The organism is Piscibacillus sp. B03 (genome assembly GCF_052246295.1).
Taxonomy (GTDB): Bacteria; Bacillota; Bacilli; order Bacillales; family Alkalibacillaceae; genus Piscibacillus.
Genome location: NZ_JBQQCO010000001.1, coordinates 116299 through 140403, shown reverse-complemented (window position 1 = coordinate 140403; position 24105 = coordinate 116299). Strand labels below are relative to the sequence as shown.

Sequence of the window (24105 nt, the reverse complement as noted above, 5' to 3'; positions counted from 1 at the left end):
AATTCACCTCGATTATAACTCTATTAGACTTATTGTATTTCCGGCATGATCCCAAAAATCAAAACGTTTGGGTTGGCCTTGACGCCACTCGGAGACTTTAACTCCTTTATCGATTAATTGTTGTCTTACATCGTCGGCGTCCTTAACTGCGAAGTTAATAGGTGTATAACGATCATCAGGATCCCAACCTGATACTTGAACTAAGTGGAAACCGACGTTGTTTCCAATATATAGTCCAACCATTTTTTCATTACGCCAAACTTGTTCAAATCCAAAAACCTCTTGATACCATGCTAATGTTTCTTCTAGATTTGAAACCGGTAAGAAGACGGCATCAATACGTTCAATCATTTTCTCACTCATTCATATCATCCTTTCTGAATATGCTAAAACTCCCCACCATCTTGATCAAAGAACTTAATCCTCTCAACATCCTCTGGTGTCACATTCACGTTATACCAAACACGTAAGCTATGCCCAGGTACCGACTGCATATTCGAACTTTGATTGCCAACTTCAACACTCGAAACAAATGATGTCACAATGCCATGCATGATGCCGTTACTAAACGAATAACCATTGTTCGCTAGTGCTTCGGTAATTGGTAAACCTTCAACGAAATTCACTACTTTCCAACCAAACATCTTCTTCTCAGACAATGCAAAACCATACGAATCCTCTGTGTAATACAATGTATACGCATAATCATCCTCAAGATGTGTAATAGCTGTTTCATGTAGTTGGATTCCTTCTTGATCAGCAGCCTTCTGTACAGCTTCATGGGGTTGAGCGCTGGCGTTATGCTGAGCATAAATGATCCATGCGGAGATTAAGATGGATAATGTGGTCAAAACTGTTTTCTTAACCTTGTTCATCACGCTCTTCCTTTCGTTTCTTATAATCTATAATTAATAAAGAAAAAAGACCTAAAAACCCAATGAATGCGAACACTAGGTAGGAAATGTCTTCTTTACCTTCTTGGAAATAAGACACAATCGAGAAAGCTAAGTTAGTTCCAATCACAACAAACAAAATCCATACCCAATATCGGTCTATGTATGATTTCAAAACCCTTTCGCTCCTCGAAATAATATTTGCTAACTATTCCAAATATTAGTATAACTGTATTAGGGAGAAAAGACTATATGTTTGAGAAGACTTTTTGATAATTGTTAAAGTGTTGGTAAAATAAGAAATATCTACTACAAAAGTTACCAGGTAATAATTTAAATAGAAAATGTGAGTGATACTATGAGCCACAAATTAAAAGTTGGAGAATTGAATGAATCATACCTAACAGATGAGGAGATTTGGAGGATTTTCACCATTGTACTTTCACCAAAGTCTGCTAAATCATCTACTTATAAGTATGCTCTCATCAAATCAATTATCGAAAACTTGTATCAAATTAATGATGACTATGAACTAACTTATGATCAGTTGGCTTATGGATTTACGAAAGTTTACTGGAATTTAGTCGTTCAACATGATTTAGTGAAGCAAAACAGAGGAACTAGGAATGCTAAAGCCGTAACCGACATATTGGAATTTCAGAAGAAACATTTAATACCTAATGAGTTTAGTTTTGATAAGCTAAATGCAGATCTTCAATTGAGTTTAGTTTCCAAGATAAAGTCTACGATGAAAACCAATGTCTTTGGAGCTTTGTATGGTGACACAAATGGTCAGTTCTATGCCTTTGATCACAAGAGAGAATATTTCAAATTGAAACAAGCAGTACATCAATTTATGATGAGATATCAACTTTTATTGGTTAACCTAACAAACTACCATATGGCTAAGATGATTGAAGAACTAAATGAAGTACCTAATATTAATTATTTATTGGGTAAGGTCGAAACGGTTGCGAAGAGGAGTTCTCTTAAACCGTTTGAGGAAATCTTATTACATTACTTCGAATCAAGTTGTTTTTATTGTGGAAAAGATTTATCCAAAGAGAATAGTCAAACTGAAGTGGACCACTTCATACCGTGGTCCTTTGTACAATCAGATCAAATTTGGAATTTAGTCCTTTCTTGCAGAAGTTGTAATAACACAAAACGTGATAAGCTCCCTGAGCGTGGTTATTTAAGCTTAATCATAGATCGTAACGAAGAACTAAAGAACAAAGTTCAAGAGTCACAACAAGAAGTGCTTCAAAACTACAAAGATAAAAAAATTATTTTGCTATATGATTATTCAATTAAAAATGGGTTTGATGAGATTTGGGTGCCTAATAGAGGGTGAACCTATTCATAAATAATACGGGGGTCTAGTTATGAAGGTAGATATTGGAGAGTCTATAATGCTCTCATGGTTAAGACATGAAAAGAACTGTCAGCTAGTGCAATTAAATTGGAAGCCATCAATTAACTCATGGGAGTTAGGTAATGAGAAAGCATTAGAATACATAATGAAAGAAACAGACCGTATTTTTACAGAAAAATATAACTTGGACTTGTTTAAGAAAAACAGCTCTTATTTACAGTTAATTCAACAAGGTGAACTTGATGCTATAGGAACTGAAATAAAAGATGGCATTGAAAATATATATGGAATAGATGTTGCTTTTCATGAGAATGGATTACAATATGGATCTAAGGAGAAGACTGTTGCTCGAGTATTAAAGAAGTTAGTAAGAAGCGCTATGATTATCTATGGTTTCTTTAATGTAAGTAAAGCTAATATCATCTTTGCATCACCAAAGGTTCATAAAGCAACTTATCAGCTATTGATTCCTTGTATAGAAGAATTAAATGATTTTTTTGCTACACTAAATCTTTCCTATGAATTCTCATTAATAATAAACAATGACTTTGAGGAAGAAATTTTTAATAAGGTATTAGATCACCAAAGTTCAATTTCTGATACATCAGAGTTATTTATGAGAAGTATGCAATTGTACAATTTATTTGGACAAAATGATGAAATAAGCTTAGAGCAAAATATGAATGATGGTAATGAGGAAAAAGTAGGGAACTTTGTGAGGCGTAAGCTAGATGAATTAATAATGCAAGGTCTATTAAAGGATGAAGAGATTGATAATCTCAAAGATCTAAAGTATTCTAAAGACGTTTTCGGTATAAACTACGAATTTTTCCGTGAAATTGAAAATGGTGAATCAGTCAATGATCGCAGAATAATCAAAGGATATTCTAGGTACTACTCTAAACCTTATTATATAAAAGAAAGAAAACTAATATTATGTAATCAATGGTTTGATAGGAACCGTGATAGGTTTTCCGCATGGATTAAACGAATTGAACTATTGAATAATAAATAATATGACTCCAAAAGCTTTTTTGGAGTCATTGTTTTAAGGTTATGAATCTTTAACTTCGATTAAGTATATTTTATCTTTAAATCCACCACGCTCTTTAGCCTTTTGTTTTCTGATTTCTTCAACTTTATCAATCGATCCGCCGTGTATTTGAGAGAGCGAGTGAATAATTTCTAACACATCTGCTAGTTCTTCTAGTGAAGAGTTGTTATCCTCGCTTTCAAGGTATTCGTTCATTTCTTCAGTTAGCTTATTCTTAAGTTCTTTCTCGTACTCTTGGTCATTTAGAATTCGAGTGTCATAATTTAACCCTTGTTTTGCAATAATTTCAGGGATTTTATCTCTAACTAGTTTGTTATAGATTGGCATTTAATCTCTCCTCACACACTATCCCTTTTTTCCTTCTTCATCTCATCTTTTATCTCATCCAAATACTCCGTAAACTTTGATTCGCCAGAATAACTCAACGACAGGTATTTATGGGCTCTGGTCATTGCGATGTACAACAGTGAAGCTTCTCTGTTCTCATCTTCTTCCAAAAAGAATGGCATGTTATCAACATTGACGATGAACACAGCTTGGAAATCGAGTCCTTTACTGGATTCAATAGTACTGATTTTGACTTGTTGGTCGTTTTTGACATAGTTACGTTTAGATTCTGGATTTTCGCTGATCCAGTAGTGTGGAATGTCTTGTTGTTTTAAGGTGTGTTGGATGGTTCCAATATAATCCTTAGATGATAGCCTCTTTACGCGATATAAGATGACCATCTCGTCGTAAGGGACTTTTTCTTTTTCGTGTAACTTCTTAATGATTTGTGATATTTTCTGCATTTCGTCTTGAAAGTTATTAGCTTGATAGATGAATGGCTCTGGCCCTTTTCTTGGTGTGGTTTTTGGTGCTATGATCTCGCCTTCAAACCCTTGCTCGACAACCTTGTCTTTAAGAGTTGAATTTCTTTTATAGAACTCCCATGCAAATCGAACAATTTGTTGAGTGTTACGATAGTTAATCGACAAGATTTTAGATCGTCCTTGAAAGTTAAGTCCGGTGTCTTGAACATAAGTGCGTTTTCGTTTATAGATCTCCTGGGCTCGGTCTTCTACTAACAGTAAGGACTGAGTACTAGGGTTCAAGAGATAACTCACAAGCTGAAGCCATTCTTGTTTAAAGTCCTGCCCTTCATCAATTAACACAGCATCGTATTTTTCTATGAGCTGGTTATTCGACTTTAACGTTTCGATTAAATTCGGTAGTTGTTGTTCACTAACCCTAAGCTTGTTTTTAAGTAAAGAGTGAAAGTTATAAACGTCAATTTTACCTTCAGATGTCTGTTCTTCGTCTGATTCAAATAGAGATGCTTGCTTGCCTTCTTGTTGCACTTCCTGGACTTTTATATCGATCAGCTGTTGAAGGTATCTTGAGAGTGAAATGTTGTAACACAGAACTAAGATATTCCAATCAGGGTTTTCCCTAGCTAATAAGGCTGCCCTAGTTGCGAGGATAAGTGTTTTACCACTACCAGCGACACCACGGATAAGTCTATTTTTATCCCCAATATTCTTCGCGTAATTCTCTTGGTGAATATCCATCGTTTTAAGATTGTGCATTGAAAGTAAAATTTGGTCTTGGTGTGGTACAGGCTCCCGATAGTCAGCACTAATCCTAACCTCAGGGAGTAGGTTGCCTCTAATGGCATTAATATCATCGTTACTCAAAGGTTCACGCAACCTGAATGGAATTTTAAACATATTAATAATCTTCTCAATTAACACTTCTTCCGAAAAATCTTCATTGTCAGGGTCAATTTCATTACGTGCCAGGCAGAATTGTGGACTGATCACGTTGTATAAAGAATGCTTTGTCATATCAGTCGTATTTAGACGTGTAAAGACAGCCCCATACCCACAAGGAAATTTTAGCTTATGCATATTGCGGCCTTCAGTTTGGATAAGATTCGTATCTTGTTTTAAGAAATTCATAATATGGAAAGTGAATTCTTCTGCTTTTTTATATGGGTTTTTCTCAAAAGCTTGTTGCTGATTTTTACCAAATATAGTCCATTCGTCTTTCGTCGCCTGGACAATCGTTCCTATCGTCCAGTCCTTAACTTCAAGCACAATTAACCCAAGATCAGGGCCTATAATGACAAAGTCAGGTCGTCTGCCGTGAATCTCAGGTTCGTAGTAAACCAGATAGTCGTCTGGTAAGTAATTTTTTAATGTATGAAATAATAGACGCTCACCAGCTGTAGCTGTTCGTTTAATTACCTCTGGTACGGTCTGTGCCATAAACGTCACCTTCTAACATAAGTTGACATTATTTTAACATAATTTGGGTTGAAATCGGTAAAACAGTGGAAAAATGGTTGTTTTATCTTAATATTCACATTTTGTTATAATAATAAAAGGTATTAACTGCTAATTAAGTTCGGAGGAATAAAAATGAAAAAAGACATATTTGTGGTTGGGGCAGTAATTATAAAAGATGGGAAAATTTTATGCGCACAAAGGGGGATTGACTCGACCCTAGCATTAAAGTGGGAATTCCCAGGTGGTAAAATTGAAAAAAATGAGTCTCCTCAAGATGCTTTGATTCGTGAAATTAATGAAGAATTCAAATGTGAAGTAGAAATAGGAGAAAAGGTTGAACATACGGTATATGAATATGATTTTGGAATTGTCCATTTAACCACGTACTACTGCAAACTTGTTAGTGGTGAACCAATTTTAACAGAACATGAAAGTATTAAATGGTTAAAACCTGAGGAACTCTCTAAATTGGACTGGGCACCTGCAGATATACCAGCAATAAAGAAAATTGAACGGGATCAACTTATAATTGAAAAGTACTAGGTTTGTGAGGGTGATATTGCAATGGAGGAATTGATTAAAGATATTGAAAGCTCTTTAAGAAAAGGGTTTATTGATCGGAATGTAAAGAGTACGAATAGATATGAACCGCAATTATTAATAAATAATCAAAAGAGTAAAGAAAGCGTTCTTTCTACGTTTCATGAGGAGTTAGAGAACTGTAATACGTTTATATTTTCTGTTGCCTTCATAACAGAAAGTGGTCTAGCAACACTGAAATCATTGCTGCTGGACCTTAAAAGAAAAGGTATAAATGGAAAAATCCTCACATCTACGTTTTTACACTTTAATCAACCAAAAGTATTTAAAGAATTATTAAAAGTTACTAATGTTGAGGTGCGACTAACAGATGTGGAAGGTTTCCATGCGAAAGGGTACATATTCGAGCATGACTCGTATCACTCACTGATCATAGGAAGCTCAAACTTAACAGCTCAAGCGTTGAAGGTTAACCATGAGTGGAATGTGAAACTAACTTCTTATGATAATGGTGATTTGATTAATCACTTCAAAAACCAATTTGAGGAGATATGGAATTCTGCTCAACCATTAACAAATAAGTGGATTGAAAGTTATGAGAAGCAGTATCAACCTATGTCCAAAGAAGAGTATGTTGATAAAGTCATAGAGTTGCCTGAAGCTTATCAAGTTAATTCAATTGAGAAATCCATGGAAATAAAACCAAATAAAATGCAGGTTGCTGCATTAAGTGAGATTCAAGCAGTAAGAGATGCTGGGCATGATAAAGGATTAGTCGTATCAGCAACAGGAACTGGGAAAACGTTTTTATCTGCTTTTGATGTAAGAAAATATGCGCCAAAGCGAATGCTATTTATTGTTCATAGAGAGCAGATTTTAAAGAAGGCCAAAGAGGACTTTAGAACAATATTGGGTGGTAAAGACGAGGATTACGGATTCTTAAGTGGTTCAAGCAAGGACCTTAATGCTAGATATTTATTTGCAACGATTCAATCGATTTCTAAAGATGAAACTTTAACATCTCTTGACCCGAGTTCGTTTGACTATATATTGGTTGATGAAGTACACAAAGCAGGTGCGAAGTCTTACCAAAAAGTCATAGATTATTTTGAACCAGAGTTTTTGATGGGGATGACAGCGACTCCAGAGAGAACAGATGATTTTAATATTTATGAGTTATTTGATTACAACATTGCATATGAAATACGGTTACAAGAAGCTTTGGAAGAGGATATGCTTTGTCCATTTCATTATTTTGGTGTGACGGATTTTGAAATTAATGGTGAAACAATTGATGAAACAACACGGCTTGCTAAACTTGTAACTAATGAGCGGGTTGACCACATACTAGATAAAGTTAACTATTATGGGTATTCCGGTAAGAAAGTTAGAGGTTTAATGTTCTGTAGTAGAAAAGATGAAGCTAAGAAGCTTTCTGAATTATTGAATGACAGAGGTTTAAGAACGGTAGCACTAACGGGAGATGATTCACAAGAATATCGACTTGATTGTGTTGAAAAACTGGAAAATGAAGAGTTAGATTACATTTTAACGGTTGATATTTTTAATGAAGGTATAGATATCCCAAGTATTAACCAAGTGGTCATGTTAAGACAGACTCAATCGAGTATAATCTTTGTTCAGCAATTAGGTCGCGGCTTGAGAAAGCATGATACTAAAGAGTTTGTCACAATTATTGATTTTATTGGTAATTACAAAAAGAATTACTTAATTCCGGTTGCCCTCTCTGGGGATCGTTCGCAAAACAAGGATAATATAAGGCGTAAAACAGTTGATACAAGTTACATTACTGGTGTGTCAACGATTAACTTTGAAGAGGTTGCTAAGAAAAGAATCTATGACTCTATTAATAATGAAAATTTATCACAACTAAAAATATTAAAAGATGAGTTTAAACAACTGAAGAACAAATTGGGTAAGACTCCTTATTTAATCGACTTTTGGAAGAACAACTCTATTGATCCAGAAGTAATAGTTGATAAATACGATAATTACTATGATTTTTTATTAAAGGTAAAAGAAAAGGAGCTGCCACCTATAGACATACACGAATATAAAGTGTTAACCATGTTGTCTAAAGAATTGATTAATGGTAAACGGCTTCATGAAATAGCTCTTCTTGAATTAGTAATAAGAAATGGTGAGATAAATAAAAGTGCCTATATTAATAGACTTTATGAGCTGGGTTGTCAGACAGATGACGACTTAATTGAATCTGTTAAAAGTATATATAGCTTATCCTTTTTCAAGAGTAACGATATTAAAAAGTACGGTGGAGATTCAATCATAGAATATAACGGAAAAACCTTTACTCTTAACCCCGGAATATTAAGGGCTATTAACAACAATGAGTACTTCAAAAAATTAGTACTGGACATTTTAGAAACGTCAAAAGAGAAGACAAAAGGGTACCGCTGCGATGAACCTTTTACTTTATATGAAAAATACTCAAGAAAAGATGCTTGTAAGCTTTTAAATTGGGAACAAGATGAAAGCTCCACAGTATATGGCTATAAAGTAAAACACGGAACATGTCCAATATTTGTGACCTATCATAAGGAAGACGTTGAATCTAGTATCGATTATGGCGATGAATTAATTAGTCCTGAAGTTTTCAAATGGTACACGCGTAGTAATAGAACATTAAAATCCAAAGAAGTCCAGAAGATCATACAAGCTGAAGAGAATGGACTCGATATCCATATATTCATCAAAAAAGATGACGATGAAGGTAAGGATTTTTATTATTTAGGTAGAGCAAAACCAGATCAATCTACTGTAGTAGAAGATCGTATGTTGGATAAACACGGGAAGGAAATTCCGGTTGTTCATATGAATTTGTTGCTAGAAGAACCGGTTGAGTATAAGTTGTTTAAGTATATTAGAGATGAGTGAGTCAACTTATTTAGTTCCTAAAGCGAATAAGAATATATTGTAATAAAAATATATAAAACCTATAGGATGATTCCATGAAAAATAATAATAAACGCGTTACCATTAAAAACACTCGTGCTTGGTCGTTAGTGTTTATGAATCTACTATTCGGGACATTTTCTAGTATGTTCCCATCTGAGAACCTAACATTATGGAAGGTTAATATGCTGATAGGCTTAGCTGTTGTAATCGTGATGATGTTGTTGATTAATGTCTACCGATATCGGGTCAAGATGTACAACGACCTAGTGGCCTATGCGATGTTCATGATGTTAGGTTTTTATGGAATCATACCGTTATTTAGGATTTACATAGAAACCGGGTTAATCTGGTCTATTCTTGTGGTGACGCTTGTTTGTTTGATTTTATTTCATGTTCGACGTGAGAAAGCTTATAAGGTGCTTCAGGTTGTAACGGCTTTTAAATGGAAGAAGCCTCTTTTTATCATGTTTGTGATGATGGCTGTGTTTTTGGTGTATTTGTTAAATGGAAACCCTGGTCACGATCGTTCGGTTGTAGTATTTAGCTATATTTCGTTTGTTGTCTCGATGGTTTGGTGGTGGCTTGCAGCTCCGTTAAGTATTCGATTAGAGCGCAAAGAAGAGTTAAAGGTTTATATGGAGCAGTTCCTCCCTGAAGAGATTCAACGACAACTAGAGGAAGATCGGAAGTATTTTAATGATAAGGTGGAGTAGATCCTTACTTCTGACAATTGCATTTTGCATCACATTATGGTTTCCTTAACTTAGAATAGTTGTAGTTAGGGGTTATATGATGAGAGTGAAGGTTAAGTTTATTGCGCCTTACCCTGCGATGGTGCCGTTAGTAGAAGAGTGTCAGGCTGATCTAACAGATTTAGATATTAGTCTTGAAGTGGGTAACCTTCAAGATGGTGTTGAAATTGCGAAACGCGCTGAAGCGGACGGTTATCAGATCATCATCAGTCGTGGTGGAACGGCTCAGATGATACGCAAATCGGTGTCCTTGCCGGTTGTAGATGTACATATATCTGGATATGATATTCTTCGTATTTTAACGTTGGCTAAAGACTTTAGTGACAAGAAGGCTTTAGTTGGGTTTCCTAATATTACAATAGGTGCTCAGTCAATTGCTGACTTGTTAGAGTATCCGATTGATGTGTTTTCAATTGAAGAGGCTGATGATGTTAAAACGCTTCTACCTCGTTTAAAGGAAGAGGGTTACGGGGTTATTCTTGGGGATGTTATAACGATAGAAGAGGCTAATCGTCATGGCATGGAAGGGGTTCTCATTCAGTCAGGGCGTGAGGCGATTTATAGTGCCTTTAACAAAGCGAAGAATCAATATAAATATTATAAGTTCAATATGTCTCGAATTGAATTATTAACAGAACGGTTGAAAAAGCATGATGAAAATCTCATTTTAATGAATTCTAAGTATCGTATCATTCATGAAGTGTGGAATTCGTTTGATAAGAATCCGCTTAAAGAGGAAACATTAAATGACTTGGCTCAACAAGCATTAACACATGGTGAAATCAGTACGTTTGTAGAAGGTAAGGGTGGACAAGAAATTGAAGTGCTGGCCACGACTTCTGTGATTAATAATGAGTCATTCATTGTGTTGTCGCTTTCTTTGAATGTCACAACGTTTAATCGGTTGGATGGTGTTCGAGTGAAGACCGTGAGTCAGAAGCCGAAACTAGTCCATCAAAGTGATGCAATGAATGAAGCGATTAAAGTGATTGACCAAAGCGTGTCGCAGCATCAGTTATTTGTATTATCGGGTGAACCGGGCACGGGTAAGAGCTTGTTTGCGGAGTATATTCATTATAAAACGAATCCGTCTAATTTGATTGCGGTTGTTGATTTTAAACAGTGTACCTTTGAGGATTTGAGTCGGGTATTAAGTTCGAATGTAAAGACGGTTTATTTTAAGAATATGACTTATGAACAAAAGGCAAGGAAATTAGAGTTAATGAAAACATTTGTTTATAAGTCACTAAACGATGATATCCGAATCGTATTTTCTTCTAAACCTAATTGGTTAGGTGAATTAGTTTTGGAAGAGGATCAACTAGTGGAAGTTTATATTCCTTCTTTAAAACAACGTCAGGAGGATTTTAAGGGATTGGTAACGTTGTTTGTAACTGAGTTTCATCAGTCTTTAGGAGTCCAGCCTGTCAAGATTCGTGATGCGGCTATACAGGTTTTACAAAACGGTGACTGGCTAGAGAACGTACGTGAGTTAAAGGCTTTTATAAAGAACCTAGTTTTATTAGAAAAGGGATATGTGATTGATGAAAAGGTTGTCAAAACAAAATTGAAGGAGAAGACTCAAGCCCCTAGAAAGCTTCCAATTCTTGAAGGAACATTAGAAGAGATTGAAGCTAGAATTATTCAGTCGGTATTAGAAGAAGAGAATTTTAACCAATCTAAAACTGCCAAACGATTAGGAATTAACCGTTCAACATTATGGCGTAAGCTAAACAAATAATAGCTTGCGTCATATTTTTGGTTTTGAAGTGTTTAATAATGCAACAATTTTGTTGTTTGTTAAAATTTTTTGACGATAATGTGTTGCTAATTCGAACATCATGTCCTATTATAATTTTTGAAAGCGTTTTAATATAACTTTTTATGATAATTGGAGGTCGTATATATGCGTATTAAAGCAACATTGGAACGTATTCCAGGTGGAATGATGGTTGTGCCATTACTATTGGCTGCAACAATTAACACATTCTTTCCGGATTTATTAAGAATCGGAAACTTTACTGAGGAACTTTTCGTTAATGGTGCATTAACATTGATTGCGTTATTCCTATTATGTACAGGGGCGCAAATTAATTTAAGATCCTTTGGGGTTTCGTTAGCTAAAGGTGGAGTCCTATTAGGAACCAAATGGGCAGTCGGTGCTGTGTTTGGTTTACTAGCTTATATGTTTGCTGGAAGTGATGGTCTATGGTTAGGCCTTGCGCCAGTAGCGGTTATTGCAGCTATGACAAACAGTAATGGTGGACTATATGTAGCATTAGTAGGTCAGTATGGTAATAAAGATGACCGTGCAGCTTATTCTTTATTAGCTTTAAACGATGGTCCATTCTTAACGATGGTTGCATTATCGATCTTCGGTGCGATGGGTTTCGTTGATGGCATGTTCTCGATCGTGTCATTTATCGCGGTTTTATTACCAATCTTAATAGGTATGGTGTTAGGTAACTTAGATGAAGAAATGCGTGAATTCTTAGATAAGGGTAGTTCAATGTTAATACCATTCTTCGCGTTTGCGCTTGGTATGGGAATTGACTATGCAGCGATTCTGGAAGGTGGATTAGCTGGAGTAATCTTAGGCTTACTAACGGTATTCGTAACAGGTACAGCTGGTTACTTTGTATTCAAAGCTCTAAAATGGAATCCAATCGTTGGGGCTTCAGAAGGTTCTACAGCGGGTAATGCGGTTGCAACTCCTGCAGCGATTGCAGCAGCTAGTGCTTCGTTTGCTCCACTTGCAGATATTGCAACGGTTCAAGTAGCGGCATCAACGGTGACAACAGCGATTCTACTACCATTATATATCGCCTTCTTAGTGAAGCGCCTAGAGAAAAAGGGATTTGAATTTAACAACGGAGAAACAGAAAGTACAACTTAAAGGTGCGTGACGATTATGGAACAAAAGCTAGGAATAATTGCGGATGATTTTACGGGTGCGAATGACACCGGCATTCAGTTAAGTAAAAAAGGTTATTCTACACAAGTTTTAGTAGATCTTCCGCAAGAACGAATAGAAACTCAAGCTCAAGTCACCATCATAGACACAGACACCAGAGCAATTTCTTCGAAAGATGCTTATGGTGTGGTTAAGCAAACGGTATCCTTTTTAAGTGACAATCAAATTAATCAACTATATAAGAAAGTGGATTCAACTTTGCGAGGTCAGATCGGTGCTGAAATCTCAGCATTAGAAGATGCTTGGAAGCCGGACATTATTGTTATTGCTCCGGCTTACCCTAGTCTTAAAAGGGTTACGTCTGGTGGGATTCATTATGTTGATGGTGAGCCTGTTGCTGAGACTGAATTTGGTCGTGATCCCAAAACCCCGGTGAAAGATAGTCGTATTGTTGAATTATTGAAACCTTATGGGAATGAACGTTTGACATCGTTCACTAAAAGCGATGGTGTTGAGAGTGTTCAAAGTAAATTAAATCAAGGTCACTCTTGGTTCGTTTGTGATGTAGAGACCGATGAAGACCTGCAAACGATTAGTGGCGTTTTTTCTGCATTTGATTCAAAGGTTCTTTGGGTTGGCTCAGCTGGTTTAATTGAGTATATTGACTTTGAACTAGATGGTGAAGGAGAAGTCGCGGAGTATAAAAACTTTGACTCTGCAGCTAATGTTTTAACTGTTTCGGGAAGCCTTTCACAAAAGACCAAAACACAGCTTCACGAATTACTGAAATTAGATAGCGTACAAAATATAGAGATTAACCCAGTAGATTTACTGGATGGAAGCGTCTTAAGTAACTTTGATTATGATCAATTAAGTGCGGGAAATGATTTTATTTTATATGTAGATTCAAATGAGAAAAACCTAGAAATGACAAATCAATATAGAGAAAAACATGGTCTTACAAAAGAACAGGTTGGAAATTCGATTTCTCATGGATTAGCCGTGATTGCAAATGAGATTATAGAGAAGTTTTCACTCAATCACATGATTCTAACAGGCGGTGATACAGCGAAAGCTGTGTGTGGTGAGTTAGGGGTGTCCGTTTTAGAACTTATTAAAGAGATTGAAACGGGTATACCATTAGGGAGAGCTCAAGTAGATGGAACTGATACATGGATTGTGACAAAAGCAGGTGGATTCGGAGATGAACAATCACTCGTTCATGTCACGAATTTCTTGAAGGGAATGAAACAGCGTGATGAGTAATCAGAAACCGATTGTTGGAATTACGATGGGCGATGCAGCAGGTGTTGGCCCAGAGATAATAATTAAAAGTTTACTGAATGAAGATGTATATGACTGGTGCAAACCACTTGTCATAGGCGATGCAAAAATTTTAGAAAATGCGAAACAAGTGGTAGGTGCTGAAGATTTAACGATTCAAACGGTTGAGGATGTTCGTGATAGTCATTTTGCTAAAGGGACAGTGCCTTGTATTGATTTAGACTTACTTCCATCAGACTTACCAGTAGGACAAGTTTCTGCTGAGAGTGGTAATGCGGCATATCAATATTTAGCAAAAGCTATTGAATTGGCTAAACAAGGAGATATTCAGGCGATATGCACAGCTCCTCTTAATAAAGAAGCGTTGCATTTAGGTGGTCATAAGTATCCAGGCCATACTGAAATTTTGGCCCAGTTAACGGATACAGAAGACTATGCCATGATGTTATCAGCTCCTTCTTTAAAAGTGATTCATGTGACAACACACGTCGGTATTATTGATGCGGTTAAGCAAATTAATCCAGATCGTGTATATAGTGTTGTCAAAATGGCAGATGACACTTTAAAGAAAGCTGGCATCGAGCAACCTAAGATTGCTGTTTGTGGTATTAATCCACATGCTGGTGAAAATGGTTTGTTTGGCTATGGCGAAGAGGAAGAAAAAGTAGTACCTGGAGTTGAACGTGCTCTAACTGAAGGTATTGATGTACAAGGACCACTTCCGGCAGATACACTATTCTTCCGTGCCGTTCGAGGTGATTTTGATATTGTGGTTGCCATGTATCATGATCAAGGTCACGGTCCGATTAAGGTATTAGGCCTAGATGCAGGTGTGAATATCACTGTTGGCTTACCGATTATTCGAACAAGTGTTGATCACGGGACAGCTTTCGATATCGCAGGAAAAGGTATCGCGGATGAAAAAAGCCTAATTGAAGCGATTAGACAAGGTGTGGAATTAGCACCAAAGAATTAATGACAAACTTGGAGTCTTTATAAAGGCTCCAAGTTTTTTTATAAAAAAGAGGATTTCTTGTTCTGATATGGAATTGGAAAGTAATAGGAGGTGCTGGGATGTTCATTTCCAAAGGTCAAGATTCTAAAGATTTAGCGTTAACGGTTTATAACCAAAACTTCGCAGTGGTGAAGGACAAGCGTTCGTTTGAGGGTTATAACAAGGAGAAACAGATTCGGTTTGAAGATGTGTCGGAGAAGATTGAGACGGATTCGATTATTGTTAATGGGCTTCAAATTAAGGAGCTGAACTATGACCATGATTTGGTTGATAAGGTGAAGTTGCTTAAGAAATATATTGGGGAACTTGTTCAAGTGGTTAATCCAAGTACGAAGCATAGGGAATTTTACCGTTTACTTAGTGCGGACCAAGGGCTTGTGCTTGAACATCTTGAGACGGGTGAAATCGTGTTAAATCCGCCAGAGGAGAATTTGATTTTACCGAAATTACCGAATGGGCTGATCATTAAGCCGTCGTTGATATGGGAAGTCGAACCAACAGATGTGGATGAGGTTCATGTAACTTATACGACTGGTGGTCTAAGGTGGAAAGCAAATTACGTTGTTCACTTAAATGGGGATTCGTTTGATTTAACGGTATGGGTTTTACTACATAATCAGTCAGGGACGAGTTTTGAAAATGTCCAGTTGAAGCTCATTGCAGGCGATGTGAATCGGGTTGAAGAAGAGGACTTGATTCGATTACCTGATGAGCCAGGGGTGTTGTATGATGCATCTCCTCAAATTATGGAGAAGAGCTTTTCAGATTTTCATTTATATACCTTACAACACAAGACAACGGTTAAGAACCAACAAGAGAAGCAAATCACGATGTTTGAAGCGGCTGATGTACCTTTTACGCGTTACTATCGTTTAGAGTTTTATGACGATCGCCCCGATATTAAGCTTAAATTTCACAATAGTGAGAGTCAAAACCTTGGGATGCCGTTTCCTGCTGGGAAGGTGAAGGTTTATGATGAGGACGATGCAGATGGTAGTTTAGAGTTGGTTGGTGAGGATGAGATTGATCATCAGCCTAAGAATGCCGATATTGAGCTTAATTTAGGGAAGGCGTTTGACATCGTCTGTGATAGCTTTGAAATGAACCGTTATAAGCAAGGACTTTATGAATATTATGAGTATCAATACGAGGTTCAAAATAACAAAGATGAAGTTGCGCCGATGAATATTGTTCATCGAATTCGTCACCGACACTGGGAGATGGTTGAGTCAAGCCATGAGTATGAAAAGGTGAAAAGCGATGAGATTGAATTTAATGTAAATGTGCCAGCTGGCGTGGAAGAAGTCGTGACGTTTAAATATCGTGTGGATACAAGTGAGGTTGTGAAAGTTCAAAAGTAAAGCGAGGTGCTGACCATTCCTATTAAACGAGTTTATTTAATAACCAATTTAGCAAGCCTGCCAGCTCATTTCTTTTTCATATTAATGTTGTTGCTTGGTGCGAGCTTGACGGACCCACACTCAAATCTATTTCTTGATGTGATTTTCTACGCATTATTGATGAATGCATTAAACTTTGTTTTGTTGATAATATTTTATATGAGTAAAAAAGACTCGGAATCTAGAAAAGAGAACTACTTTGCGTTTGCGGTTGGTTCGGCTGTTGTTTTGTTTATTTATCTTAATATTGGTTTATCATCAATTTAGCCACCTAGTCTAGTTAATGCTATAAAGTACATCACAACCCAAAGACCAATAATAAATACAAATAAACTAAATAACACAATTCCTAGAGTTCTATTTAGATTCTTAATATAAAAACTAAAAAATAAGATGCTAAGAATTAGCCCAATATTAATCAGTAAGTTTATGTAAGTTGGAAAGTCCACAAAACTTTCTATAATCGGAAGCCCCGCAAACCAGTACAAACTCATTAAGGTGTATATCAAGCTTCCAGACATTAAGGAAATAAGGATTACAAGACTTGTGACAAGAACCAAAATGACAAAAACAGTATTGATCGTTTGTAGAAGGGATTTCTTCAAAGGTTGATCCTCATTATTAATTACTGATTTCGGTATGATGGAGAATTTCATTATTTCAACTCCCTATATTAATAATTAGTTCGTTATTTTATGTGGTAATCCTTTGTTGTAAAAAGGAAAAATTTAGGTTGAGGAGCTTTATGCTTGTGCTGATTTTACCAATTGCCATTATCAGAAGGTAAATTCAGTCAGCAGGAAGGTCTGTTGGATTGAGATGTGGATGAAACAAGCCATAAAGTCGAAGAAATAGGCCGTAAGTTTTCGAAAACGGGCCGTATCCTTTTAAATGCACATATGAAAATACCGACCGATAAATCAGCAAAACCGACCGATAAAATTCCAAGAGAGGGGATACTGTATGTCCGAGGTTTGTAAGAAATGTGGGAATGATGAGTTTTACCAAGGGAGATTGGGGAATGGGACGACTGCGGTGACGCCCTTGAATAAAGTTATGGGGAGTTCCTTCATGACGTTAACGTTCTGTAGTCAGTGTGGCGAGGTGTCATCGATGAAAGTCGATAAGCCAGAGAAGTTCCGTTAAAAAACGACATTCACAGAGATCAATCCAACCACGCCAGTTAGGTAAAACGTCCAAGCCATTAGGTTGTTGGCTTTGGGCGTTTCTTTTATTTGGATAGCATTGATGAATTTGTAGGTTAGGGTGATGAAGATGGCTATTGGTACAATCAATAAACTGCCCATATTCCTTCCTTTAATAGTTGTTAATGGCATTTAAACATAATTTGCGAAAGTAATGATTAATTTCTGTTACAATAAGTTTAAACGAAATGGTGTTCTGCATAATCACGGCACTTACAGCAAGACTATGCTTTAAGTAGTTCTTACATAATATACTTTTTTGAATTTTTTTCATGTGTATGTATTGAATTATATACCGTCTGGATAGTATAGTATCACGTAGCAGTAGAATTATTTTGGGCTGAGGATGATGACATTGGCTAAGGAATCAAGAAGGGTCGCAATCTTAGAGGCGGCTTCGTCAATCGTAAGTGAGAAAGGTATATTTAATTTAACGTTAGAGGCAGTTGCTAAAGAGGCTGGGATTAGTAAAGGTGGGCTTTTGTACCACTTTCCTTCTAAAGAAGCGCTTGTTCAGGGGATGGTTGAGCATCTAGCTCATAACTATCGTAGTAAGATTGCGAAGAATGTGGATGATGACCCGCTAGATCGTGGGAAATGGACAAGAGCTTTTTTGAATGTAACATTTAATCAGGGCTATCCGAATAAGGATATGCATGCGGGGTTGCTTGCGGCGAAGGCTGTTAATCCTAAGTTGATGTTACCACTATACCAGGCGTATGAAGAGTGGCAAACGAATATTGAGAATGACGGTTTAGATCCTATAGATGCGACGATTATTCGACTTGCCACAGATGGGATTTGGTTAGCTGAATTGTTGGAGCTTTATAATATCGATGATCAGAAGAAGAAGGCGGTTTATAAACGTCTTCATGAATGGATTCAAGACCTTTATTTAGATGCTGAGAAAAAGAAAAAAGAACAAAACTAGACTACGAATACAGTTTTTTAATTTAATAATAAGATTCTTAAAAGTCCGCTAATGGCGGGCTTTTTTAATGCTTTTATTTTTGTTTAGTCTAATTAATTTTCGATTTGCGGTTGAACATAAACCGTCTAGATGGTATAGTAACAAACGGATTAAAAAACCGTCCGTACGGTGCAGTTAAATTAATTGCTTCACACTTAATTATTAGGAGGTTTCAACATGAGTCAGAAAGTGATGCTTACAGCAGCGGTAACTGGTGCTGGTGATACAGTTTCGAAAAATCCAAATGTTCCAGTGACACCAAAGGAAATTGCAGAGTCGGCCATTGCGTCTGCAAAAGCTGGTGCGACAGTTGCTCACGTTCATGCTCGTGACCCTGAGACAGGTGGGATTAGCCATAACATTGATCATTATCGTGAGATTGTCGATCGTATTCGTGAGTCGGAAACAGACGTGATTATTAATATTACATCTGGTGGTGGCGGGGATTTTATTCCAAGTCTTGATACACCTGCTGCTGGTGGCGATGGCACGGATATTCAAACGCCTGCTGAACGTCATGAACCTGTTGGGGAGTTACTGCCTGAGATGTGCACACTTGATTGTGGTAGTACGAACTTCGGCAACATGATTTACATGAGCCCTACTGATTGGTTAAGAGAGCAGGCTAAGTTAGTTCAAGATAGTGGTGTTAAACCAGAATTAGAATGCTTCGATACAGGTCATGTTCGTTTTGCGAATCAGTTAGTAAAAGAAGGTCTAGTTGATGGCGATCCAATGTATCAGTTCTGTTTAGGAATACCTTGGGGAGCTGAGGCGGATGTAGAGACGATTTCTTATATGAAGAGTCGTATTCCTGAAAACGCACATTGGTCAGCATTTGGAATTGGTCGTATGCAGCTTCCGATGGTGACTCAGGCAGCGATTTTAGGCGGAAATGTTCGAGTGGGCTTAGAAGATAATATTTATCTTAAAAAAGGTGTCCTAGCATCGAATGAATCGTTAGTTGAGCAAGCAGTTAAACAGCTGCACAGTAACAATATTGAAGTGATGACTCCTGCTGAGGCAAGAGAGGCTTACAACTTAAGAAAATAGGAGGTCAGACGAATGGCAAGTGAATCGAAGAAAGTTGCGGTCATTGGAACTGGCGTCATTGGAAACGGCTGGATTACACGATTTCTAGCTAATGGTTTTGATGTAGTCGCTTTTGACCCAGCTGAAGGAGCAGAGGAAAGAACTCGCGATACAGTGGAGCGTGCTTGGGACTCTGTTGAAGCTCTAGGGCTTAAAGAAGGTGCCTCAAAGAATCGTCTTACATTCGTTTCGACGTTAGAAGAAGCGGTTCAAGATGCAGACCTTATTCAAGAGAATGTTCCTGAGCGTGTTGAGTTAAAGCAATCTGTTTTAAGAGATATAGATATAAATTCAAAATCAGATGCTGTGATTGGATCTAGTACTTCTGGTATTAAGCCAACAGTACTTCAAGAGACATTAGATAACCCAGAAAAGTTAGTTGTCGCACACCCTTTTAACCCAGTATATATTTTACCGTTAGTTGAGATAGTTGGTGGTGTAAAAACTACACAAGAGACGATTGATCAAGCTTACGGTATTTACGAATCAGCGCAAATGAAGCCGATGGTAATAGATAAAGAGATTGAAGGCTTTATTGCGGACCGTTTAATGGAAGCTTTATGGCGTGAAGCGTTGCACCTCGTTAATGATGGCATTGCTACAACGGAAGAAGTTGATAAAGCCATCACGTATGGTGCGGGTCTTAGATGGGCACAAATGGGACCGTTTATGACGTTCCACTTAGCTGGTGGTGAGCAAGGTATGCGCCACATGCTTGAGCAGTTTGGCCCAGCGTTAAAATTACCTTGGACGAAGCTTGAAGCGCCTGAATTAACTGATGAACTGAAAGAACGTGTCATTACAGGTTGTGAAAGCTTTGCAGAAGATCGCTCTGTCGCTGAACTTGAACGTAAGCGTAATGAATTTTTAGTCAAACTTATTGATTTAGTTGAAGATTATTGGCCTTAAGAGGTGAAACACATGATGCCCCCTTTTAAATATAATGCGAGCGTCAAAGAACAGTGGGTCGATTATAACGGCCACATGAATGACGCCGCGTACGCAGAAGTATTCAGTCATGCTGTTGATACCTTAATGGGGTATCTCGGCATCACTGAAGAAGTGATTCAGCAAAAAGAATATACCATTTTTACGTTAGAAACACATTTATGTTATTTACAGGAGGTTCATCAAGGTGAACCGTTAACCGTGGAATGGCAATTGCTTGACCATGATGCGAAACGACTTCATGCCTTTTTCACTATGAAAAATTCAAAACATGAATTAGTCGCAACAAGTGAACAGATGCTCATGGGCATGGATCAAGGTGAAGGCAAGCCAGCCCCATTTCTACCTTTTATTCAAGAAAAGGTAGAGAACGTTTGGGACGAGCATGAACATTTAGAAAAACCGAAACAAGCAGGGAGAGTTATCGGAATTCGCAGGAAGTAATTCTCCTTCTTGCTTGTACATAAAAGGAGAATGTTGATGAGTAAAATTGCAGTTAATAATTTAACGAAGGTCTTCGGGTCGCATCCTAAACAGGGCTTGAAGATGTTAGCAGAAGGTTACTCAAAAGACGACATACTTAATCAGACAGGTAATACAGTAGGTGTTAACAAAGCTTCTTTTGAAGTTAAGAGTGGTGAATTTTTCGTCATTATGGGTTTATCCGGTAGTGGTAAATCTACACTTATTCGTTTAGTAAACCGCTTGATCGAACCGACTGACGGTGAAGTGTTAATAGATGGTGATGATATTACGAAGATGAAAAAGGAACAACTGATTGAAACGCGTCGCCAAAAACTTGGCATGGTGTTTCAAAATTTCGGGTTATTCCCGCACCGTACGGTTATTGGAAATGTGGCATACGGTCTAGAAATTCAAGGCGTGGGAAAAGCTGAGCGTGAAGAGAGAGCGCAAAAGTCCATTGAAGATGTTGGCTTAAAAGGTTATGAAAACAGCTACCCTAACGAGCTAAGTGGTGGTATGCAGCAACGTGTTGGTTTAGCAAGAGCACTTGCGAATGATACAGATATTTTACTAATGGATGAAGCTTTCAGTGCCTTGGACCCCCTTATCCGTAAAGAGATGCAAGATGAGTTATTGAAGCTTCAACATAAGTTAGATAAAACGATCTTATTCATTACCCACGATTTAGATGAGGCGTTAAAATTAGGTGATCGAATTGCGATTATGAAAGATGGTCAGATCGTGCAAGTAGGTACTTCGGAGGATATATTAGAAAATCCGGCAAACGATTATGTTAGCAACTTTGTTAAAGATGTTGACCGTTCGAAGGTATTAGACGCGGCAACTGTTATGAGAAAGCCTGAAGTGTTAACAACATATAAAGATGGGCCACGCATGGCGGTACGTAAAATGGAAGAAGTCGGTGCATCCAGTATCTTTGTGGTGGATCGTGATGACAGTTTCAAAGGTCTATTAACGATTGATGATGCGATTCGTGCTTATAAAGAAAATATCTCAATGGAAGACGTTCTAAACACGGACGTTCATCAGACAACACCTGAAACACCGTTAAATGACTTAATTGGTGTAGCGGCAGATGCGAAATACCCAATTGCAGTTGTAGATGATGGAAAGCTAGTTGGGATCGTATCTCGCGTATCTATATTATCGGGGTTAGTTCTCGGTAAAGAGAAAGTTGAGGTGACGAACTAATGGATTACTTTTACTTACCTCTAGAAAAATGGACGAATATGTTTGTGGATGGTTGGTTTTTACCAACTTTTAGCAACACGTTTGATGCAGTAAGTAAAGGGTTGAACGCCTTTATTGGTGGGGTAACCGATTTACTTTTATTCATTCCAGCTGAATTATTTACATTACTTTTAGCATTAATTGCATGGAAGTTTGCAGGGAAAGGCATGGCACTATTTACCATTATTGGTTTTCTATTTATCGGTTCAGTTGGTATATGGGATGAATCGATGCAAACATTAGCGATTGTAATAGTAGCGACGTTTGTGTCGTTAGTCATTGGAGTTCCTATTGGTATTTTAAGTGCGATGAACAATAGAATACAAAATGTTGTACGACCAATCTTGGACTTCATGCAGACACTTCCGAGTTTCGTGTACTTAATACCGGCAGTTCTATTATTCGGTCTAGGTGGAGTGCCGGCTGTTATTGCGACGTTTATTTTCGCAGCACCTCCAGCTGTCCGTATGACGAACTTAGGAATTCGGAGTGTATCAAAAGAAGTGGTTGAAGCTTCTCGTGCTTTTGGTTCAACGAAAAGCCAGCTACTATTTAAAGTTCAGTTACCTTTAGCTGTGCCAAGTATCATGGCTGGGGTTAACCAAACGATAATGTTATCTCTATCGATGGCGGTGATCGCCTCTATGATCGGAGCACCAGGTTTAGGTGCATCGGTTTTAACAGCGATTTCTCGTGTCAACATCGGTTTAGGCTTAGTCAGTGGTTTGGGAATTGTAGTATTAGCGATTGTACTTGACCGTATAACACAAGGACTTGGTCAAGGTAGAGCATAAATCAAAACAAACAATAGAAAGGGAGATTTCATGAGAAAGTTTATTTTAGCACTAATGGCATTAAGTTTAGTAGTTTTAGCAGCATGTGGATCAAGTGATGAAGAAGGTAGTAGTGACGGAAGCGAAAATGCTGAAGAGAAGGGCACAATTACGTTTGCAGTGACACCATGGACGAGTACAGTTCCTCCAACTAAGGTAGCTCGTATTATTATTGAGGACATGGGTTATGAGGTTGAGGAAACTCAAGCTGACGTTAGCTCGACATTCGTTGGACTTTCACGTGGCGACTTAGATGTATTTATGGATTCATGGATGCCAGCACACGAAAACCAATTTGCTGAGTATGAAGATTCAATTGAAAATGTTGCAACTAGTTATGCAGATGCAGATTCTGGATTAGTTATTCCAACTTATGTTGAAGGTATTGAGACAGTTAGTGACTTAAAAGGTCGCGAAGATGAATTTGGTAACAAGATCTATGGTATTGAAGAAGGCGCAAGTGCGACTGAAATGATGCGTGAGCTAATTGAAGAAGCAGATTTAGATTTAGAACTTGTTACATCATCTGAAGGTGGTATGATTGCACAAGCTCAAAGAGAAATCAATCAGGATAACCCAGTGATTTTCTATGGCTGGAGACCACATACGATGTTCAATAAGTTAGATATTGAAGTCATTGAAGATGATTATGGTTACTTTACACCTTCTGATGTTCATGTTTTAGCTAATAATGAGTTAGAAGATAAGGCTCCAGAAGTATATGAGTTTTTACAAAACTGGAGTATTCCTCTAGAAGATGTTGAGGAAATGATTGTGAAGATTGAAGATGGACAAGATGAGCTTGAAGTTGCTCAAGAGTGGATTGATGAAAATCAAGATAAAGTAGATGAAATGCTAGGTAATTAATTAGAAAAGGTCTGTATCTTAACTGATACAGGCCTTTTAC

At 37.4% G+C, this 24105-nt stretch carries 25 protein-coding genes; 18 read left to right on the top strand and 7 right to left on the bottom strand.

Going from position 1 to position 24105, the window contains the following annotated elements; translation table 11 throughout:
* Positions 1-12 precede the first annotated feature (12 nt).
* Genes ACTWQB_RS00735 through ACTWQB_RS00725 form a run of 3 tightly spaced genes read right to left on the bottom strand, consistent with a single transcriptional unit; the run spans position 13 to position 1068 of the window.
* Positions 13-363: a VOC family protein gene (locus tag ACTWQB_RS00735; RefSeq protein WP_443137270.1), complete on the bottom strand. Its 351-nt coding sequence runs from the start codon at positions 361-363 to the stop codon at positions 13-15.
* Positions 364-386: 23 nt separating this feature from the next.
* Entirely contained in the window at positions 387-875 is a 489-nt protein-coding gene (locus ACTWQB_RS00730) for a hypothetical protein (protein WP_443137269.1), read from the bottom strand.
* Complete coding sequence (locus ACTWQB_RS00725; RefSeq protein WP_443137268.1) at positions 862-1068, bottom strand: hypothetical protein; 207 nt, start codon at positions 1066-1068, stop codon at positions 862-864. The genes ACTWQB_RS00730 and ACTWQB_RS00725 overlap by 14 nt, the downstream gene beginning before the upstream one ends.
* A gap of 183 nt (positions 1069-1251) precedes the next feature.
* Between ACTWQB_RS00725 and ACTWQB_RS00720 the strand changes: the two genes are divergently transcribed.
* Both ACTWQB_RS00720 and ACTWQB_RS00715 read left to right on the top strand, forming a co-directional pair.
* Entirely contained in the window at positions 1252-2247 is a 996-nt protein-coding gene (locus tag ACTWQB_RS00720) for an HNH endonuclease signature motif containing protein (protein WP_443137267.1), read from the top strand.
* Positions 2248-2278: 31 nt separating this feature from the next.
* Positions 2279-3283: a hypothetical protein gene (locus ACTWQB_RS00715; RefSeq protein ID WP_443137266.1), complete on the top strand. Its 1005-nt coding sequence runs from the start codon at positions 2279-2281 to the stop codon at positions 3281-3283.
* A 39-nt stretch (positions 3284-3322) separates the two neighbouring features.
* Here the strand turns inward: ACTWQB_RS00715 and ACTWQB_RS00710 are convergent, their stop codons facing one another.
* Entirely contained in the window at positions 3323-3649 is a 327-nt protein-coding gene (locus ACTWQB_RS00710; protein ID WP_443137265.1) for a nucleoside triphosphate pyrophosphohydrolase, read from the bottom strand.
* A gap of 11 nt (positions 3650-3660) precedes the next feature.
* The gene (locus tag ACTWQB_RS00705; protein WP_443137264.1) at positions 3661-5571 is read right to left on the bottom strand and encodes a 3'-5' exonuclease; all 1911 of its coding nucleotides are present in this window, start codon (positions 5569-5571) and stop codon (positions 3661-3663) included.
* Positions 5572-5724: 153 nt separating this feature from the next.
* Between ACTWQB_RS00705 and ACTWQB_RS00700 the strand changes: the two genes are divergently transcribed.
* The 9 genes from ACTWQB_RS00700 (at position 5725) to ACTWQB_RS00660 (ending at position 16701) form a co-directional block, all read left to right on the top strand.
* The gene (locus ACTWQB_RS00700) at positions 5725-6135 is read left to right on the top strand and encodes a (deoxy)nucleoside triphosphate pyrophosphohydrolase (protein WP_443137263.1); all 411 of its coding nucleotides are present in this window, start codon (positions 5725-5727) and stop codon (positions 6133-6135) included.
* Positions 6136-6156: 21 nt separating this feature from the next.
* Positions 6157-9048, top strand: coding sequence for a DUF3427 domain-containing protein (locus tag ACTWQB_RS00695; protein WP_443137262.1), 2892 nt, complete (start codon positions 6157-6159; stop codon positions 9046-9048).
* A gap of 74 nt (positions 9049-9122) precedes the next feature.
* On the top strand, positions 9123-9782 hold the full coding sequence (locus tag ACTWQB_RS00690; RefSeq protein ID WP_443137261.1) for a hypothetical protein: 660 nt from the start codon (positions 9123-9125) through the stop codon (positions 9780-9782).
* 79 nt (positions 9783-9861) lie between these two features.
* Positions 9862-11562 carry a PrpR N-terminal domain-containing protein gene (locus ACTWQB_RS00685; protein ID WP_443137260.1) on the top strand — a complete coding sequence of 567 codons (1701 nt, stop codon included), beginning with the start codon at positions 9862-9864 and terminating at the stop codon, positions 11560-11562.
* 165 nt (positions 11563-11727) lie between these two features.
* The gene (locus tag ACTWQB_RS00680; protein ID WP_443137259.1) at positions 11728-12717 is read left to right on the top strand and encodes a 2-keto-3-deoxygluconate permease; all 990 of its coding nucleotides are present in this window, start codon (positions 11728-11730) and stop codon (positions 12715-12717) included.
* Positions 12718-12732: 15 nt separating this feature from the next.
* On the top strand, positions 12733-14001 hold the full coding sequence (locus ACTWQB_RS00675; RefSeq protein ID WP_443137258.1) for a four-carbon acid sugar kinase family protein: 1269 nt from the start codon (positions 12733-12735) through the stop codon (positions 13999-14001).
* Positions 13994-14995, top strand: a complete 1002-nt coding sequence (gene pdxA, locus ACTWQB_RS00670) for a 4-hydroxythreonine-4-phosphate dehydrogenase PdxA (RefSeq protein WP_443137257.1) — start codon at positions 13994-13996, stop codon at positions 14993-14995. Before ACTWQB_RS00675 ends, pdxA begins: the two co-directional genes overlap by 8 nt.
* Before the next feature lie 98 nt (positions 14996-15093).
* Positions 15094-16395, top strand: a complete 1302-nt coding sequence (locus tag ACTWQB_RS00665; RefSeq protein ID WP_443137256.1) for a DUF4139 domain-containing protein — start codon at positions 15094-15096, stop codon at positions 16393-16395.
* Between the two features lie 6 nt (positions 16396-16401).
* Positions 16402-16701: a hypothetical protein gene (locus ACTWQB_RS00660; protein ID WP_443137255.1), complete on the top strand. Its 300-nt coding sequence runs from the start codon at positions 16402-16404 to the stop codon at positions 16699-16701.
* On the opposite strand, the gene ACTWQB_RS00655 is transcribed toward ACTWQB_RS00660, so the two are convergent.
* Positions 16698-17090 (bottom strand): hypothetical protein, encoded by a 393-nt coding sequence (locus tag ACTWQB_RS00655; RefSeq protein ID WP_443137254.1) that lies wholly within the window; start codon positions 17088-17090, stop codon positions 16698-16700. The genes ACTWQB_RS00660 and ACTWQB_RS00655 overlap by 4 nt on opposite strands.
* A 661-nt stretch (positions 17091-17751) precedes the next feature.
* Positions 17752-17913 (bottom strand): hypothetical protein, encoded by a 162-nt coding sequence (locus ACTWQB_RS00650; RefSeq protein ID WP_443137253.1) that lies wholly within the window; start codon positions 17911-17913, stop codon positions 17752-17754.
* An 81-nt stretch (positions 17914-17994) separates the two neighbouring features.
* Between ACTWQB_RS00650 and ACTWQB_RS00645 the strand changes: the two genes are divergently transcribed.
* The 7 genes from ACTWQB_RS00645 to ACTWQB_RS00615 all read left to right on the top strand — a co-directional run bounded on the left by ACTWQB_RS00645 (position 17995) and on the right by ACTWQB_RS00615 (position 24065).
* Positions 17995-18570 (top strand): TetR/AcrR family transcriptional regulator, encoded by a 576-nt coding sequence (locus tag ACTWQB_RS00645; RefSeq protein ID WP_443137252.1) that lies wholly within the window; start codon positions 17995-17997, stop codon positions 18568-18570.
* 216 nt (positions 18571-18786) lie between these two features.
* Positions 18787-19662: a 3-keto-5-aminohexanoate cleavage protein gene (locus tag ACTWQB_RS00640; protein ID WP_443137251.1), complete on the top strand. Its 876-nt coding sequence runs from the start codon at positions 18787-18789 to the stop codon at positions 19660-19662.
* A 12-nt stretch (positions 19663-19674) separates the two neighbouring features.
* A complete protein-coding gene (locus tag ACTWQB_RS00635) occupies positions 19675-20610 on the top strand; it encodes an L-carnitine dehydrogenase (protein WP_443137250.1) in 936 nt (311 codons plus the stop codon).
* Positions 20611-20622: 12 nt separating this feature from the next.
* Entirely contained in the window at positions 20623-21093 is a 471-nt protein-coding gene (locus ACTWQB_RS00630) for a thioesterase family protein (RefSeq protein ID WP_443137249.1), read from the top strand.
* A 36-nt stretch (positions 21094-21129) separates the two neighbouring features.
* Positions 21130-22326 carry a quaternary amine ABC transporter ATP-binding protein gene (locus ACTWQB_RS00625; protein ID WP_443137248.1) on the top strand — a complete coding sequence of 399 codons (1197 nt, stop codon included), beginning with the start codon at positions 21130-21132 and terminating at the stop codon, positions 22324-22326.
* Complete coding sequence (locus ACTWQB_RS00620) at positions 22326-23159, top strand: ABC transporter permease (RefSeq protein WP_443137247.1); 834 nt, start codon at positions 22326-22328, stop codon at positions 23157-23159. The genes ACTWQB_RS00625 and ACTWQB_RS00620 overlap by 1 nt, the downstream gene beginning before the upstream one ends.
* 30 nt (positions 23160-23189) lie before the next feature.
* Positions 23190-24065, top strand: a complete 876-nt coding sequence (locus ACTWQB_RS00615; protein WP_443137246.1) for a glycine betaine ABC transporter substrate-binding protein — start codon at positions 23190-23192, stop codon at positions 24063-24065.
* Positions 24066-24105 lie beyond the last annotated feature (40 nt).